The organism is Thaumasiovibrio subtropicus (assembly GCF_019703835.1).
GTDB lineage: Bacteria > Pseudomonadota > Gammaproteobacteria > Enterobacterales > Vibrionaceae > Thaumasiovibrio > Thaumasiovibrio subtropicus.
Window position 1 is genome coordinate 2,764,840 of record NZ_AP023054.1, and the last position, 16,838, is coordinate 2,781,677.

The window sequence follows — 16,838 nt, forward strand, 5'->3', positions numbered from 1 at the left end:
TTTCTTACACGGTGAAGTTAGGATCTACATGCTCTTTGATAAGCGTTCGTAAGCTATCAATGGTTTCCCACTCAGTATTAGTACCAGAGTTATACTTAAAGCCAAACGGAACTTTTTCAGCCTTGTGGTGTTCCATGTACTCTTCTTCGCTATAGGTAAACGACACTGAAGGCAAAATCGCGTAGTAGCGGCCAAGATCAATAGTGTTCAATGAGTCCGTGTCTGTGATCATTTCCTCGTGCAATTTCTCTCCAGGACGAATACCAACTACTTTTGTTTCAACTCCAGGCGCCACGGCCTCTGCAATATCTAGGATCTTATAAGACGGGATTTTAGGAATGAAGATTTCTCCACCCAAGTGATTTTCCAGTGCATACATCACCATGTTCACACCATCTTGAAGAGAAATATTGAAGCGTGTCATCTCTTCATGAGTAACTGGTAACACCCCTTCTTCTTTCTTTTTCATAAAGAAGGGGATAACAGACCCACGCGACCCCATCACATTACCGTAACGTACAACACTGAATCGAATATCTTTTGAGCCTTTGATGTTGTTTGCTGCAGTAAACAACTTATCGGAAGCAAGTTTCGTCGCGCCATATAGATTAATTGGTGCACACGCCTTATCGGTAGAAAGAGCTACTACATTCTTAACACCGCACTGAAGAGCAGCCTGAATGACATTTTCTGCACCATCAACGTTAGTGCGGATGCATTCCGTTGGATTATACTCAGCCGTATCGACTTGTTTAATTGCAGCTGCATGAATAATTACATCAACACCTTCACACGCTTGAATCATACGGTTTTGATCGCGTACATCTCCGATAAAGAAGCGCAATTGCGGATATTTTCCAGTTGGATACTGTTGCTTTATCTCAAACTGTTTTAGTTCATCACGAGAGTAAATAATAATTTTTTTTACATCCTGGTAGCGCTCTAAAATAGTTTTAATAAATTGTTTACCAAAAGAGCCTGTACCACCAGTAATAAGAACTGTTTTATTATTTAGCATTATTTCCTCACAATTTTCAGTAATGCTGTTATATAGAAAGTTAGGACTAATACCGTGCTCTTATTCAATAGCACAATGTTTTAAGCCAATTTTTTCTGGCAAAAGAAAGAGTCTAGTCTAATACCCAGACCTTCTAACAAATACATAGGTTGCTTTAACTCACTCTCGAAGTCTGCAAAACTACATTTTTCGCCCATGATTTGTAAATCTTGAGGTAGCTCTCTATCAAAATGAGACGCTACCACTCGATCTAATAGATATTAAATAGAGCCACTAAGGCTGGCAATAAATTTCGTCAATTAAGCCTTGCTAGAGCTGTAACTGTAATTATAGTATCCATAGTTACCACCATAGTAGCTACTTGCTTTACGCACCACAGCGTTTAGGATAAACCCCTTCACTTCGATGCCGTTCTGCTCAAAACGCTGCTTAGTGATCTCGACTTCCTTGACTGCATTTTGATTGAAACGACCAACCAAAAGTGTAGTACCTGCATGTGCCCCTACAATAGCAGGGTCAGTTACAGCTAAAATAGGTGGGGTGTCGACAAGTACCATATCGTATTGAGCCGATGCCCAGTCCATCAAGGTTTTAAAACGTGGGTGCATTAACAGCTCTGACGGATTGGGTGGAACATCACCACGTGCAATAAAATCCATATTTTCAACACCCACATCCTGCACACACTCTTCAGCCTTCAATTTACCAACCAAAATATCGGAAAGGCCTGGTCCTCGATTTGCGGACATTTGCTTTTCCATTCGACCTTTGCGCATATCGGCATCAATCACCAGAATTCTTTGACCTCCTTTGGCAATCACCGCTCCCATGTTGGCTGAAACAAATGATTTACCAATACCTGGACTCGGACCAGAAATCATGATGATATTGTTTTTAGCTTCCATCATTGCAAAGTGTAGGCTAGTACGTAGACTTCGAAGTGATTCAATAGACAAGTCCGATGAATTCGATGCTGCCAACAAAGTATCTTCAATAGTAGTTCGCTTTTTGGCTTTTGCCTTCTTGTCCATTTCGATTTGCCAATCAGACATTGGCACACTAGCGTAAACAGGAAGGCCTATTGCTTCTATTTGATCAGGGCTTTCAATACCTCGGTGAAATGCTGCTTTAAGAAGCGCAATCGCAACACCCAATATACCCCCAAACATGGTTGAGAGAATCACAATAAGGGGTTTTTTAGGTTTCACTGCATAGGTATAAGCTTCTGCTTCGTCCAGAATGCGTACATTACCCACAGTACTTGCTTTAACTATATTCAGCTCCTGTACTTTGTTTAGTAATTGTACATAAATCTGTTGGTTTACTTCTACATCACGGGTTAAGCGTAATACTTCACGTTGTGTCTTTGGCAAAGTTGATATCTGATCTTCAAAACGGCGTTTTTCTTGGAGTAATGTTGCGCGTTTGTCTAACAGAGATTTATAGGCTGGGTGTTCTTTAGTAAACTTCTGAGATATTTCACTTTCTTTGAATGTAAGTTGATTCAACTGTGCTTCCAATTTCACCATTACATCAAGTACCGCTTTGGCTTCTAAGCCCAAGTCAACAGAATCATTCTCAATACGGTATGCATTAAGTACATCTTCAGAGTTCGCGAGTTGGCTACGAATATCAGGTAGATGCCCACTTAAAAAGTCTAGGCTCTTTTCTGCTTCCGCAGAGTTTCTCGCAACATTTTGCAAAAAATAATTTCGACTAATATCATTGAGAATTTCAACTATACTGTTTTTGTCTTCACCTTCTAATGTCAACTGCAAAATACCTGTTTGCTTGCCGCGTTCAGAGACAGATAGCGAGCGCTGTAAATTCGTAATAACATCAAATCGGCGCTTTTTAGCAAGTGCGAATTGATTGGTCGTACCTAAAGTCAAGTCTGTAACCAGTAGAGAAAAACCACCTTTAGAAACTAGCTCTCCCACTGTCCCCTGAAGAACTTGCTTCTGCTCTGAATCAAGAAGCAAGTAGCTCTTTTCGCTTTCTGCTACGAGGGTAAAGCCTTGGCTTACAGAGGCGTGGGGAACTTCAAAACGTGAAACACGAATTTGACTAGCATCCCCTGTCAAACGAGCCCACCCCTCCCCTAAAAAAGGTAAGTACCGAGGTTCAGCAGAAATGGTTAAGTTGAGATTATCAACCGTCTCACCTAGTACCATGCGCGACTTTAATATCTCTATTTCAGTAGAAGAAGATGACTCCTGAGCAAACAAATCTCCCATTTCGCCCAAAGCTGCTGCAATACCACCTGAGCTCTTTTGCTCCACTTGAATAATCGCGTCAGCTTTATAAATAGGAGTAGCCATTAGTGCATAAACAATACCCAATACAGCAAAGATGAATGTGCAAGCAACAATTTTCCATTTACTATCTAGCAAGATACCAAACAACTTTCCCAAGTCGATCTCATCACTCTCTTGGCCTGCAGCTGGGGGCATATTAAGGTTAGTTGTCATAATTTAATTGATTTCCAAATAACACAAACTTTCAATTACTTACTCAAACAACGAGCAGCAAAACTGAACCAACAACAAAAGCTGAATTAAATAAAGGGCCACTTAAGGCCAATTACGCACGCGCAAAGCGCCTTCAGTTAGCTCATTAAAGCCTGAAATTGTTGGTAATAGCTGTCGAATTACACGATTCCAACGCTCAATAGGAGCAGCTGTGACATAGACAATGTCGTATGGCTGCATGTTAAACTCCGTTCCCAATACCATTGAGCTTGGATCGGTAATGTCTAGCTGGTAAATACTAGCAATTTGCTGCTCGCCATTTTCATTGCCGCGAATAACAAACACACCAGTAGCATCAGCAGCCAATTGTTTTATACCACCCACACCACTGAGTGCTTCAGTTAAACTCATTCCTGCTCTATCGATTTTAAGTGTTTGAGGGTCATTGACTTCGCCCATCACAAACACCTTCTGCGAATCATTTCGTGGGATATGGATAATATCACCATGTCGCAGCAAACGGTTTTGAGAAAGGTCACCACGCTGCATTAAAGCGTAAAGTGAGATAACTTCTTCCACGCCATTGCGCGTGAAACTAATATTGCGCCAGTCTGCATCGGCTGCGAGACCACCCGCTTTGTTAACAGCATCTAGCAAGGTTAAGGGAATATCCGTGACGGGCTGAACGCCCGGGGAAGCAACTTCACCAGTAATATAAACCTTCTGAGAGCGGAACGCAGCAAGCTTCACATCAACTTGCGGGCTTTCAACATAGGTTCTTAAACGACGAGTGATCTCTTTGCGAATTTGCAACACAGTTTTACCCGCTACATGTACGTTACCAATATACGGGTAGAAAATAGTACCATCTGCGTTTACCCAGTTGCCTGAATCAGCAGCGCTTCGATACGAGCCCGCGGGAATTGTTAATTCTGGGTGATCCCAAACAGTAATATTTAGAATATCTGAAGGGCCGACGATATACTCAAACTGCGCAACTTCCACGTCTAATGCAGGATTTGTTCGCGCATAGGGTTCGACCACACGGATATCGTTAAGAAGTGATGGCGTAAGAGGGTAAACTGAAACGAGTGAAGAGATATCTTGTTCTACAACGTCACTCGATACAACTTGCTTATCCGTGAGAGAGAGGTGCTGCCCCGGCATCGTACAGCCAGCCAACACCAGACTAGAAACCGCAATTGCAATGAGTTTTTTTTGAAATGCCATTTGGTTCAACTTTCTGAATAGGTGAAAACGAGGAGAAAGACCTAGCGGTGGACGCAGAGGGGTAGGCAGTCTTTCTTCGTTCAACTTCAGGGCAGCCAGAAATGTTAAAGCTACCGCGCTTACTGAACCAAAAGCAACAAAATACAATCTTGATGTTCATGACTACATTCCGTTGCATGCGCTATTTTAGCAATAAATAGCACAAACCTAACCTTCCCATTATCATTCAGGTACGCTACCGCCCTTAGGTTGCAGCTCCCAAACGCTATCCATGCTTAAATTATCTCTTTTCCTAGTAAGATAACGGCCATTTATACTTATTTCGCAACTTTTTCTTGTAGCGACTTTTAACCGCCAGCTTACTGACTTAATCAGTAAAAATAACTCCGTAATATTACAGTAATATTAGAGAGACGCAATGATTACCATGTTGCGAGCGATGATTATGTTCAATTTTGATACACTATCGAGACCGTTCAAGTTTCGCGGCTCGCCGATCGCTACAACACACATTCATACACAGTCGTTATGAATCTTGATTTTAAACTACTTTCCTAAGCTCCAGTTATGAGCCACAAGTTAATACACGACCCAATACCGCTTAGGAATAGTAGCAAATTCAAAATCTTAACCATTTTCCCTATAGAAACTATAGAAGAGAAAAACGGATTGAGTGTAAAGTTTAATCTATGGTTTCATAGAAATAACTACCCAGTCGCCGTCAATGACTGCCACAAGCCGAGTACTATCTCATAGTCCGAGGGGCTTAGTTCAGACTTCGCATGGCGCAAACTATCGGACACCATGTTGATCAGCGCCTTCACATCGTCAGTGCCTTCTTCCATACATTGGGCAGCGGACAGAGAAACGTGACCAATGAGATAGCCCCCTGCAAACAACTGATCATCAGATGCTGAAGCCACTTGCTGATCAATCTTTGCCAGTACCGACTCTTCAAATGCTTGTATCGACATCTGGCTTAATCCTTATAAAGCTTGAAAGTATCTTGGCAATTCACCAACTGTTCTTTGGTTAACACAAACACACCATGCCCACCATTTTCAAAATCGATCCATGTGAACGGTATCTGCGGGTATTGAGTTTCTATGTGCACCATCGAGTTACCCACCTCACAAACTAGCACCCCGTTGTCATTCAAATAATCAGGTGCATTGGCTAAGATACGTCTGACCAGCTTTAATCCATCACTGCCAGCAGCTAACCCAAGCTCAGGCTCGTGTTCAAACTCTTCGGGTAAGCTGTTCATGTCTTCTTCATCGACATAAGGCGGATTAGTTACAATCAAGTCATACTTATCTTTTGGTACATCCCTCAGCAGATCTGAACGTAATGGGATCACTTGCTGCTCTAGTCCATGGTCTTGAATATTTTGTTCAGCGACAGCAAGTGCATCGACGGAAATATCAACCACATCCACTTCTGCACTAGGAAAAGCATGAGCACAAGCAATACCAATACAGCCACTCCCCGTGCATAAATCCATAATCCGGGTAGGCGCTTCGGTCAACCATGGCTGAAATTCCGCTTCAATCAGTTGAGCAATCGGTGAACGCGGCACAAGCACACGTTCATCAACAAAAAACTCCAACCCACAGAACCAGGCTTTATTTGTGAGGTATGCGGTAGGTAGACGCTCATTGATGCGGCGAACCACACGCTCTACCACACGCAATTTCTCGCTACTTGTTAAACGTGACTCTCGAACATGCGCCGGAATATCAATAGGAAGATAAAGTGTTGGCAACACAAGTTGCACTGCTTCATCCCAAGCATTGTCAGTACCATGGCCGTAGAAGAGACCTGCAGCATTAAATCGACTAACAGTCCAACGCAACATGTCCTGCAAGGTATGAAGCTCTTTTACTGCCTCATCAACAAAAATCTTATCCAAATCAGCCTCCGAAAAGGGGTACAATATCGCCAGCAAGACAGGAAATAACCATGACTCGATTCAACTCGGACGCGGATGACGAAAACGCCATTTTCCGCGACGCAATGAAAGGCGTAAAAAAGATAGCGAATGATACCATAACTCATGACAAGCGTAAGCCATCTGACACTTCTCGCTCAAGGAAACGGCAATCACTGTCGATAAGAGAAAGAGAGAACCACGAGTTTTACTTTTCGGATGAGTTCGAACCTTTACTCAATGAGCAGGGACCAATGAACTACGCAAGGCATGACGTCTCAAAATATGAAGTAAAAAAGCTTCGACGCGGTGTCTATGTTCCTGATATGTTTCTCGATATGCATGGCATGACGCAACAAGAAGCGAAACGTGAACTTGCAGCCATGTTAAGCGCGTGCGTTAAAGAGAGTGTCTCATGTTGCTGTGTCATGCATGGGCTTGGGAAGCACATTTTGAAGCAGAAAGCGCCACTTTGGTTAGCACAACACCCCGCTGTTATGGCGTTTCATCAAGCGCCACTTGAATTCGGTGGTGATGGCGCCCTCCTCGTTTTAATCGAAATTCAAGATAAGTAGGTAACAAGGATGAGAGCAACGCTTTTAGTAATATTAACAACCCTTTTGTTAACGGGCTGCCTTAGTTTAGGCGGTGGAGCTACATCTAACCGTTTTACCAATTTAGAAGCTAATGGCGCGATTCGTTGGTCCGACGGTAGCGAAGACGAGATGATCATCTCCCCTTCGGGCAGTACACTCACCTTTCCCGGACGAGCAAGTTTGCTTTCCCCAAATGGCGTTTCTATTTATAACCGAATCGATAGCGCCCGTAATGGCGATTGTGAGCATTATTACGTTGAAGATGAATTACGACGCCGACTTACCATTTGCTCCAACACTGAAGTGACAATGATGAACGAAGGTAAAGTCGAAAAAGTGGGCCGCCTGCGTATGTACGGAGACTACTAGACAGATAACGCCAGAAACACAAAAGGGCCTTAGCAGGCCCTTTTTAGTCAAACTCTCAAACGTTAAAAATACTCTAACTCTTTTTCTAGCGCCTTTTTTTCGAAGTACTCCTCGATGCGACGTCTCGCTTCCGCTTCACGCTGTTTTGCCGTTTTCGGCGCACTGTCTTCTTTTTCTATTCGTCCCTGAGCCATTTGTTATTCCTTTTCTAGTTATACACTTAGATTTTTGGTGTTTCTGTCTCAACACCGCTGTTCTGTCCTCGATGTCTCAATAAATGGTCCATCAAAGTAATTGCCATCATTGCTTCAGCAATAGGCACCGCTCGAATCCCAACACAAGGGTCATGACGCCCTCTCGTGATGACTTCAGCTGACTGACCCTGCAAATTAACCGTTTCACCCGGTACAGTGATACTCGACGTTGGCTTTAATGCCATATGTGCCACGATATCTTGTCCCGAGGAAATACCGCCCAGAATACCACCTGCATGGTTACTCTTAAAACCTTCTGGTGTCATTGCATCTCGGTGTTGACTGCCTTTTTGATTGACGACATCAAAACCATCACCGATTTCGACCCCTTTTACTGCATTAATAGACATCAAACTATGCGCAAGGTCTGCGTCTAATCGGTCGAATACCGGTTCACCCAAGCCCACAGGTACACCCGTTGCCACAACTGACACCTTCGCACCAATGGAATCCCCTTCTTTTTTAAGTGCTCGAATGAGCTCATCAAATGCCTCTAGCTTAGAGGCATCGGGGCAGAAAAAGGGGTTTTGCTCAATTTGCGCAAAGTCTACGGACTCGATTGAAACATCGCCCATCTGTGAAAGATAAGCATGAATCTCAATGCCATGAACTTGTTTGAGGTATTTTTTAGCTATCGCCCCTGCTGCCACGCGCATTGCCGTCTCTCTAGCAGAAGAACGACCACCGCCACGGTAGTCACGGATACCGTATTTCTGGTGATAAGTATAATCAGCATGACCAGGACGAAACAATTGTGATATCGCAGAGTAATCTTTAGAACGCTGGTCCGTATTTTCAATCAACAAGCCAATCGATGTACCTGTTGTACGACCTTCAAAGACACCAGACAAAATTTTAACTGCATCAGGTTCGCGGCGCTGAGTGGTGTATTTGGAAGTACCAGGTCTGCGTCGGTCCAAATCAACTTGCAAGTCAATCTCACTGATTTCAAGGCCAGGAGGACAACCGTCAACGATGCAACCTAATGCTAAGCCATGGCTTTCACCAAATGTCGTTACCCGAAAAAGATTCCCGATAGAGTTTCCTGCCATGACTTCCCCTGTTGCACTTTGCTTGTCCGACTTCGATCACATATTGTGAATAATTATGAACATTCGATAATGCGTGATTTGGGTAGTAAACGCAAGACTTAAACCAATTCTAGTCAAGAATAATGAGGCACCAAAATCAAAAAAAGGCTTCCCAATAGAAGCCTTTTTCGTCTTAAAATGCATACTTATTTACGCACATTTAAATAATTCAGGTAAGCGTTACGTAATCGTTGGATGTTTGCTTCAAAATAACTTGGAGACATACGGTTTCGGTTGAGGTAGCGTCGCTCCAAACGATTTTGCATTCGGATACGATTACCCAAGCCCGTATTCAGATTGTTATGACTATCGCCAATACGCGTTTGAATCGCATACTCAAACTCATCCATACCTCTTACCTGCACATAACCCGGCTTCATGTCCCGATTAAAGGTCAGAGGAATGGTGACACCCAAAGTTAAGAACTCTTCTTCTTCGCTCTTCAAGTAGCGCGCAGTGATTTTAGTATCACCAACCCAGTGATTACTATAAACGCTGTACCCTTCATCGCCACTAAAATAACGCCCGGTTTCAAACTGACCTTGCCAATTAAATTGTGGCAAGTTCAAGGTATAACTATAAAGCTCTGTCTCTCGATTTTTGATGTATCGACCTCGGCTGTCATAACGGTCTTTCGGCTCCCACTCAGAAACCTGTAAGCCCAGTGTATGCATCCCTTTAGGCGAGTTCCACACCGTCTCATTCAACCAACCATCGTAAGTACCAAACGAACGTCCTGCACTAAACTGACTATAAATATTAAAAGGCAAACGGAAAGTTTGGTGGATCATTACGCGGTCAATTTCATTCTCATGACGACCTGATGCCCACAGTTTTCCGTCATCATAGTCATCACTGTTCGACAAGGGAGTAAAGTGACGCACATCAATCGCCGCACCATACCAAAGCGGCAAATAAGCATTGGTTGCTAGCGCCAGAGAATAATCAAAGAAGCCATATTCGGTCGCCAATGCGTGATACAAAGATGGGCCCGCCACCACTTGCAAACGACCAAAGCCCGAAGCCTGTTTCTCACCACGCCAGTTTGTACTCTCAATGCGCTTACTTAGACCCATAGTAGCAAACTGCGTCGATGAGCACGGCACACCACTGAGCAAAAATTCTCTAAAGCAGGCGGCATTAGTCTCAACAGCCACCATGGGGACGTCATTCGCACGTAGAATGACTTCGATATCATTAACGTCGGACTCACTCGAAGAGTGTGAGGCGACAATCCCTAGCGCCACACCCAAAGCATCGGCTTTGTTGTGGTTATATCGGCGATCTTCCAACGCGATGACGTTAATAGTCTTACCGCTCTCAAGCGCTCGCTCCCCGAGTCGAACATTCAAAAAGCCTTCATCCAGCAGTGCATCGACAAGCGCTGCATCAGACGCTGCTTCTGCTTGAGAAAATTCAACCACCAAATTCTCTTCGATGGTTATCTCCTCTTGCAATGTTTCGTAACGTTTGTTCCGGTCTCTCCCTACCAGAGGAATTGACGCGTTCAAGTTCCAAACGTTCGTATCACTATCGTGTGAAGAATAAATTTGGTACTGCAGTCCCAATTGAGAATCCAAAGGCAGCAAGCCTTCCGGTGTAAAAAGCCTAATGGCTGCATTAAGCTCTGCTGAGTCATACTCGCCAACTACCTGTGCAAAGGAAAAAGGTTGATACTCGAAACCGGCAAATACACCATTCATTGTGTCTGCTGCCATTTCTGATTGACCATACCCTGCAGAAACTCGGACTGGAAATGCGCTAAAAGTTTTGTCCGCAACAATGTATTTCGCATCATAGTTGCTCGCTGCGCCACCTATATCTTGCATACCAACAGCAACATGAACCCCAGCTAACTCGTAAACAAAAGGTATCTGAACCTTTAACGATGCAGACAGATCGCGAATACCGCAACCAGGGTCAAAATAGATATTGCAATCATAAGTCTCAGTGACAACTCGTCCAACACCTTCCACTCCTGGCATAAAACCTAATGCACCCACCCAATTATCCAAGTCGGCAATAGTACCGTACCGACGATCTCCCTTTCCTTTCGGTAATCCTTTCCCGTAAGAGAAGTTGAGATCGCCAAAATCAACCACCTGTGCATTAGGCACGTTGATAAGGCCAGTAAAACTCTGGTTACTCATGAATTGCTCTACATGAGCAGAAAGAGGAAGGCTAATCATTGAGCATGCAATGCTCAAGAGAGGTACACGAAAAGATCTGCCTTGAAGATTTATCACGGCCAACATCCTTGTAAAGAAAGAGATAAATAGTTATTGAGGTATTATTTCATTTTATCAAGGAATAAAAAAGGCACCTACTGGTGCCTTTAAACAAAAATGATGAAATTAGCTATCGTTACTACCAGCGCCGCCGTCACCACCAGTACCACCAGTACCACCCGTTGGCGGTTTAGGCGGTTCTACGGGCTTACCGTCTGAAGGGTTGTCAACCGCATCAGTTACCTCGGAAGGTAGATCGGCTGCTGAATCCGCATTTGCGGCTGCATTAAACACGTCTTCTTTCGCAAATGATTCGGTTAAATCCACATAGATCAACCCGCCCTGTGGGGAAGTTGGATAGTTTGGATTTTTATTTACGACATCTTCTGCAGTCACTTTTGCAACATTAGCAATTTCAGCGACCGACTTACCACCTTGTGCGACCAACGCATCAGAAAGCACGGTTGTTGTTGCAAGTGCTTTCGCCTTTTGCGCTGCTGGGAGGGCATTAATCACAGCTTCCGGATTTTGTAGAAGCGCTTGTACTGAACCAGTACTGTTAACGATATCGCTTAAGCCAAGCTTCTCAAATACCTCTAACGCTTTTTGCTCATCATATGCCTCATCGCCTAGCTCTTTCGCAATCAAAGTACTAAATGGCGTCGCTGCCGCCTCTTCACCTTTTGCAAATAGCCCTTTTGGTGCAGTGTACGCCGCGCGTGACATGTCTTTGCCGTTTGAAACATCAACCGCACCATCAGCGCCTGTAAACGTCACTGAACATGTTTCTGGTTTCTCAACAAAAGTGCCTGTTACAGCCACTTTGCCATCTTGACCTGACTTTCCTGGACGCGTTACTGAGCCGTCATCACACGTCACAACAGCATCCATGCCACGAACGGCTGGGTCAAACGCTTGCACAGATTTGGTCGGTGTAGGTGGCGCTGGTGCCGGGTCATCACTATCTAAAAAACACCCTGATAACATCACACTGGTTACCAAAGTAGCTAACATTGTTTTTTTCACTACCGTCTCCTTAGCTGTAAAACAAATAGCCGTACTCAATGAGTTTTCAAAGAAAACCCAACCTAACCAACAAGAAATAAGCACTCAAAAAGCAGTCGCTATCCGTGTTGTAAAAAGCACAGCAAAACAATCATACAAATTATGAACGCGAACAAAGCATTCACAAGAAAAAGATGTTATCACTATCTATAAACAGATGGCACATTAAATTTATATGTTTTCAGCAAATTAGCCCTACAGTTCGCACTTTAAAACCTGAAATGAGATAGAGGTGTTACAAGTTATCGCTTTTATTTGTTGACAACATAATTAATCACGACAAAATTGCCTTACTATTTAATCACGAGGATAAAGCAGACCTAATATTATGAACACATTTGACGTATCTGACCTTATAAGCGTTTTTAACCAGCAATTTTTAGCCACCTATAATACTCAACTCATTGCAGGTGATAATGAGCCTCTCTATATGCCCGCAAATAACGAAAATGCATTTCATCAAGTTATATTTGCACACGGATACTTTTCTTCCGCCTTACATGAAATAGCGCACTGGTGCATTGCAGGCGACCAAAGACGCATGCTCGTTGACTACGGATATTGGTACGAGCCTGATGGGCGGACTGAGGCGCAGCAAGCTCAATTTGAAATTGTAGAGATAAAACCACAAGCAATAGAGTGGGTTTTAAGCGCTAGCTGTGGAAAACCGTTTAGAGTCAGTTGTGATAATTTAAGTGGCGCAGAGGTCAATCGCCACCAGTTTACTGAAAGAGTGCTAGATCAAGTCCATTCTTATCTTGAAAGCGGCCTTCCTAAGCGCGCAGAGCAACTCAGTCACGCGTTAAGAGATTTTTATAAGATCGATAAGTTAGAGATATCTCGATTCATCAATCTAGAATGGAATCCAAATTAGAAGTATAAATAGTTGGACAGGTATTTATTTCAAGATTCCCGTTTCACTTTGAATTACTCCATATGCTACATACCACACCATCACACTTTGCCATCAACTCGAAGCGCTAACTCACTTCTTATCCATGCATATTGTGTGGTGAGGGATCGAGAATTTAAAAACACACAGCACTTAATAGAGGTGTTAAGTACAAATTATGCCGATATAGATTCTATCCAGGCTAATACGCTCTGATCTGTGTGTGTATTATATTCAATACACGCTACTGTTGATGTCGGGAACATAGGTGGTGACATTTCAGGTACCAGCTCTGAGGTCAAATAACCAACAAGCGGTAAATGAGAAACCAAAATCATACATTCCAAGTTCCTTATCGCCACTGTCGCTTTAATCAGCGCAGATACCGTTTCCGGATCACCATAGGGGGTAATCATCTCTTCGGTTTCTACGCTCTGCGCTGACAAGTAGGTATTCACTGCCCGCCATGTTTGCTCAGCGCGTAAGTAGGGACTGACCATTGCCAGATCAACCTTCTCGATCCCTTTTTCTACCAGATACTGCCCCATTTTAATGGATGCCAGACGACCACGTTCAGTCAAAGGCCTAAGCGGGTCCGTGTGAGCAAAGGTCTGAGCTTCACCATGGCGCATTATGAGTATTTGCATGTAATCGTGTCCGGCTATATGAGATCTCACTGCTAATGCTACCAGCGGAACTCTGTCATGGTAAAGCATTGGTTTGCCAGTAAGCGTTATCCCCGTCATAATTAAGAATTATATAAATGTGAAAGTACTGTCACATTTTACTTATCTCGTCATTGTGATGACGTTCTGAGATTGAAAAGGTTCCCTGTGCACGTTAGCCCCAACGATAGTAAACAGTATCAGCACCTCGTTCTCGACAATCAACTTCGAGTCCTCCTTGTTCATGATAGTGATGCAACTCGGTCTGCCGCCGCACTTTCTGTGGAAATCGGCCACTTTGATGACCCAGAAGACCGCCAAGGAATGGCGCACTTCCTAGAGCACATGCTGTTTTTAGGCACTGAAAAGTATCCTAAAGTGGGTGATTTCCAGTCTTTTATCAATTTGGCTGGGGGAAGTAACAACGCCTGGACTGGTACTGAAAATACAACTTTCTTTTTTGATGTTAGACCAAATGCATTTGCTGAAGGGCTAGATAGATTTGGACAATTCTTTACCGCACCACTGTTCAATAGCGATGCGGTTGACAAAGAACGCAATGCGGTTGATTCAGAATACAAACTCAAGATAAGCGATGACACACGTCGCATTTATCAAGTCTATAAAGAAACCATCAACCCATTACACCCGTTTAGCAAGTTCTCCGTCGGCAGCCTATCAACACTCAATGATCGCCCCAACCAATCTGTGCGTGACGACTTAATTGCTTTTTATCAACAGAACTACTCCTCTCATCGAATGGGGCTCGTTTTAATGGGTCCTCAGCCCTTAGAGCAACTCGAAAAGTTTGCGCTAAGCTATTTTAACGACGTCCCCTTTAATAACACTCATTCGACGCCTATCTCGGTCCCCTTTTTGACAGAGAGAGAGCAAGCGAAGTTTATCCGAGTCGAACCAATAAAAGATGTTCGCAAACTCACTCTTTCGTTTGCGCTACCTAACATCGATGAGCATTACAGAGTTAAACCGCTCTCTTACATCGCGCACTTGATTGGCTATGAAGGTCCAGGCAGCCTTATGTCTAGCCTAAAATCTCAGGAACTTATCAATGCGTTGGCTGCCGGAGGCGGTCTTTCAGGTTCAAACTTTCGAGAATTCACCATTAGCGTTAATTTGACGCCAAAAGGACTCAGCCGCATAGATGAAATCGTCGAAGAGATATTTTCATATATCGCGAGAGTGAGAACAACAGGGTTACAATCGTGGCGATATGATGAGAAATGCGCAGTGCTTGAATCTGCATTCCGATTTCAAGAGAAATCCCGCCCTTTAGACACCGTCTCCTATTTGGTGCTTAACCTACTCAATTACGCGCCCGAAGATATTGTTTATGGCGATTACATGATGCAAGCCTATGACGAAGGGCTCATCATTGGCTTGCTTGATTTACTCATCCCAGCAAATATGCGACTTACCATGGTAGCCAGAGGTGTCGAAACGGATAGGGTCGCTAAATGGTATGATACACCTTATGCCGTTGAACCCTTTACACCGTTACAACTAAAAAAGTGGTCCAACGCAATGCTGAGCCCTCAGCATCAGTTACCGACACAAAACCCCTTTATCACTGAGTCTCTCGACCCAAAACCTATTGAAGATAGTGCAGGTGAGCTGCCAACACTCCTTCAAGAACTCCCTGGGTTTCGATTATGGCACAAACAAGACAGTGAGTTTCACCTCCCAAAAGGTGTCATGTATATTGCGATCGACAGCCCTGCCGCGGTGGCATCCGTCCGAAGCATTGTCAAAACGCGACTTTGCGTTGAAATGCTGCTTGAGGCGTGCAATGAGGCGGCATATCAAGCAGAAATCGCAGGGTTGGGTTACAACCTCTATGCCCACCAAGGCGGCGTCACCCTGCAACTGTCTGGTTTCTCTCAGAAGCAGCCACTTTTATTGCAACTACTCTTAGACAAGTTTACCCGTCGAGACTTCAATGAAGAGCGCTTTCATTTCATCAAAGCGCAAATGACACGGAACTGGCAAAATGCCACAAAAGAGAAACCAATTTCTCAGCTGTTTAATACTCTCTCTGGGTTGCTCCAGCCCAACAACCCTCCATATGCGGAGCTTTTGCGAGAGCTCGAGACGATTACTCTTGAGGAGCTGCCATCATTTGTTGAGTCGATTCTCTCTGAGCTCCACATTGATGCGTTTATCTATGGCGACTGGTTAAAAAGTGATGCACTCAAGATTGCAGAAACACTCAAAGACACCTTTCGCGTTATCGATCAAAAATATGGAGAAGTTGAGCGCCCACTACATCGATTAGAAGGACTAGGGACAGGGTTACATGAGCTGAAAATAGATCATGATGATTCGGCCATCTTGGTTTACTACCAATCACCCAATAAATCTCCAAAGGCCGTGGCTACATACACTTTAGCCAATCACTTAATGTCAGCGACCTTCTTCCACCAGCTAAGAACCAAGCAGCAACTTGGTTATATGGTAGGCACCGCTAACATGCCGTTAAATCGTTATCCCGGCATCATCTTCTATATTCAAAGTCCATTGAAAGGAACAGAAGACCTTCACTATGCGATTGACGAGTTCATTAATGCCTTCGCCCTCGAGTTACTAGAGCTAAGTGACGAGCAGTGGGAAAGCAGCAAGGCAGGACTTATTGCGCAAATTTCAGAACCCGACACAAACCTTCGTGCACGTGCTCAACGCTATTGGGTTGCCATTGGTAACAAAGATACCGAGTTCAACCACCGACAAAAAGTTGCTGATTCGATCCGCTCGTTACAACGCATTGACATGATAAAATTTGTTGTCGAAACCCTTAAACCTCGATCAGCAGATCGTATCATCATGTATTCACAAGGAAAAAAGCATCATGAACTAGGCTCATTAAATCACTGGGAGGTATAAATACACATTTATTGAGAATATTGAAATTTACATTAAATATTTAATAGGAATCACAATTCATAAAAACAACACCCTATTGACATACTTGTAGCACTAAGACACATGCTAACCTTTTCTTGCTTGTGTTGGCT

General features: G+C 43.7%; 14 protein-coding genes. 4 read left to right on the forward strand and 10 right to left on the reverse strand.

The genetic code is table 11. The features are described 5' to 3' along the window. Nucleotides 1-4: 4 nt before the first annotated feature. The 5 genes from pseB to prmB form a co-directional block, all read right to left on the reverse strand. On the reverse strand, nucleotides 5-1,018 hold the full coding sequence (gene pseB, locus TSUB_RS12175; RefSeq protein ID WP_087020387.1) for a UDP-N-acetylglucosamine 4,6-dehydratase (inverting): 1,014 nt from the start codon (nucleotides 1,016-1,018) through the stop codon (nucleotides 5-7). 299 nt (nucleotides 1,019-1,317) lie between these two features. Next, nucleotides 1,318-3,489, reverse strand: coding sequence for a polysaccharide biosynthesis tyrosine autokinase (locus tag TSUB_RS12180; protein ID WP_087020383.1), 2,172 nt, complete (start codon nucleotides 3,487-3,489; stop codon nucleotides 1,318-1,320). Between the two features lie 102 nt (nucleotides 3,490-3,591). Next, nucleotides 3,592-4,719: a polysaccharide export protein gene (locus tag TSUB_RS12185; protein WP_087020380.1), complete on the reverse strand. Its 1,128-nt coding sequence runs from the start codon at nucleotides 4,717-4,719 to the stop codon at nucleotides 3,592-3,594. Nucleotides 4,720-5,426: 707 nt separating this feature from the next. Then, complete coding sequence (locus TSUB_RS12190; protein WP_087020377.1) at nucleotides 5,427-5,693, reverse strand: YfcL family protein; 267 nt, start codon at nucleotides 5,691-5,693, stop codon at nucleotides 5,427-5,429. A 5-nt stretch (nucleotides 5,694-5,698) separates the two neighbouring features. Then, nucleotides 5,699-6,631, reverse strand: coding sequence for a 50S ribosomal protein L3 N(5)-glutamine methyltransferase (gene prmB, locus TSUB_RS12195; protein WP_087020374.1), 933 nt, complete (start codon nucleotides 6,629-6,631; stop codon nucleotides 5,699-5,701). A 50-nt stretch (nucleotides 6,632-6,681) separates the two neighbouring features. Between prmB and smrB the strand changes: the two genes are divergently transcribed. Further along, nucleotides 6,682-7,224 (forward strand): endonuclease SmrB, encoded by a 543-nt coding sequence (gene smrB / locus TSUB_RS12200; RefSeq protein WP_087020371.1) that lies wholly within the window; start codon nucleotides 6,682-6,684, stop codon nucleotides 7,222-7,224. Nucleotides 7,225-7,233: 9 nt separating this feature from the next. Next, entirely contained in the window at nucleotides 7,234-7,614 is a 381-nt protein-coding gene (locus TSUB_RS12205; RefSeq protein WP_246616362.1) for a hypothetical protein, read from the forward strand. Nucleotides 7,615-7,676: 62 nt separating this feature from the next. Here TSUB_RS12205 and TSUB_RS25200 read toward each other — a convergent pair whose 3' ends face one another. The 4 genes from TSUB_RS25200 to TSUB_RS12220 form a co-directional block, all read right to left on the reverse strand. Then, nucleotides 7,677-7,808, reverse strand: coding sequence for a PA3496 family putative envelope integrity protein (locus TSUB_RS25200; RefSeq protein ID WP_281422911.1), 132 nt, complete (start codon nucleotides 7,806-7,808; stop codon nucleotides 7,677-7,679). A 26-nt stretch (nucleotides 7,809-7,834) separates the two neighbouring features. After that, entirely contained in the window at nucleotides 7,835-8,920 is a 1,086-nt protein-coding gene (aroC, locus tag TSUB_RS12210) for a chorismate synthase (protein ID WP_087020368.1), read from the reverse strand. A 185-nt stretch (nucleotides 8,921-9,105) separates the two neighbouring features. Beyond that, complete coding sequence (locus TSUB_RS12215) at nucleotides 9,106-11,109, reverse strand: YjbH domain-containing protein (RefSeq protein WP_246616363.1); 2,004 nt, start codon at nucleotides 11,107-11,109, stop codon at nucleotides 9,106-9,108. Nucleotides 11,110-11,313: 204 nt separating this feature from the next. Next, complete coding sequence (locus tag TSUB_RS12220) at nucleotides 11,314-12,213, reverse strand: hypothetical protein (RefSeq protein WP_087020362.1); 900 nt, start codon at nucleotides 12,211-12,213, stop codon at nucleotides 11,314-11,316. 367 nt (nucleotides 12,214-12,580) lie between these two features. Here TSUB_RS12220 and TSUB_RS12225 point away from each other — a divergent pair, with 367 nt between their 5' ends. Then, nucleotides 12,581-13,126, forward strand: a complete 546-nt coding sequence (locus TSUB_RS12225; protein ID WP_087020359.1) for an elongation factor P hydroxylase — start codon at nucleotides 12,581-12,583, stop codon at nucleotides 13,124-13,126. Between the two features lie 194 nt (nucleotides 13,127-13,320). On the opposite strand, the gene sixA is transcribed toward TSUB_RS12225, so the two are convergent. Beyond that, nucleotides 13,321-13,791, reverse strand: a complete 471-nt coding sequence (gene sixA, locus TSUB_RS12230; RefSeq protein WP_087020414.1) for a phosphohistidine phosphatase SixA — start codon at nucleotides 13,789-13,791, stop codon at nucleotides 13,321-13,323. Between the two features lie 186 nt (nucleotides 13,792-13,977). Between sixA and TSUB_RS12235 the strand changes: the two genes are divergently transcribed. Then, nucleotides 13,978-16,707 carry an insulinase family protein gene (locus tag TSUB_RS12235; protein WP_087020356.1) on the forward strand — a complete coding sequence of 910 codons (2,730 nt, stop codon included), beginning with the start codon at nucleotides 13,978-13,980 and terminating at the stop codon, nucleotides 16,705-16,707. The last annotated feature ends 131 nt before the right edge of the window (nucleotides 16,708-16,838 follow it).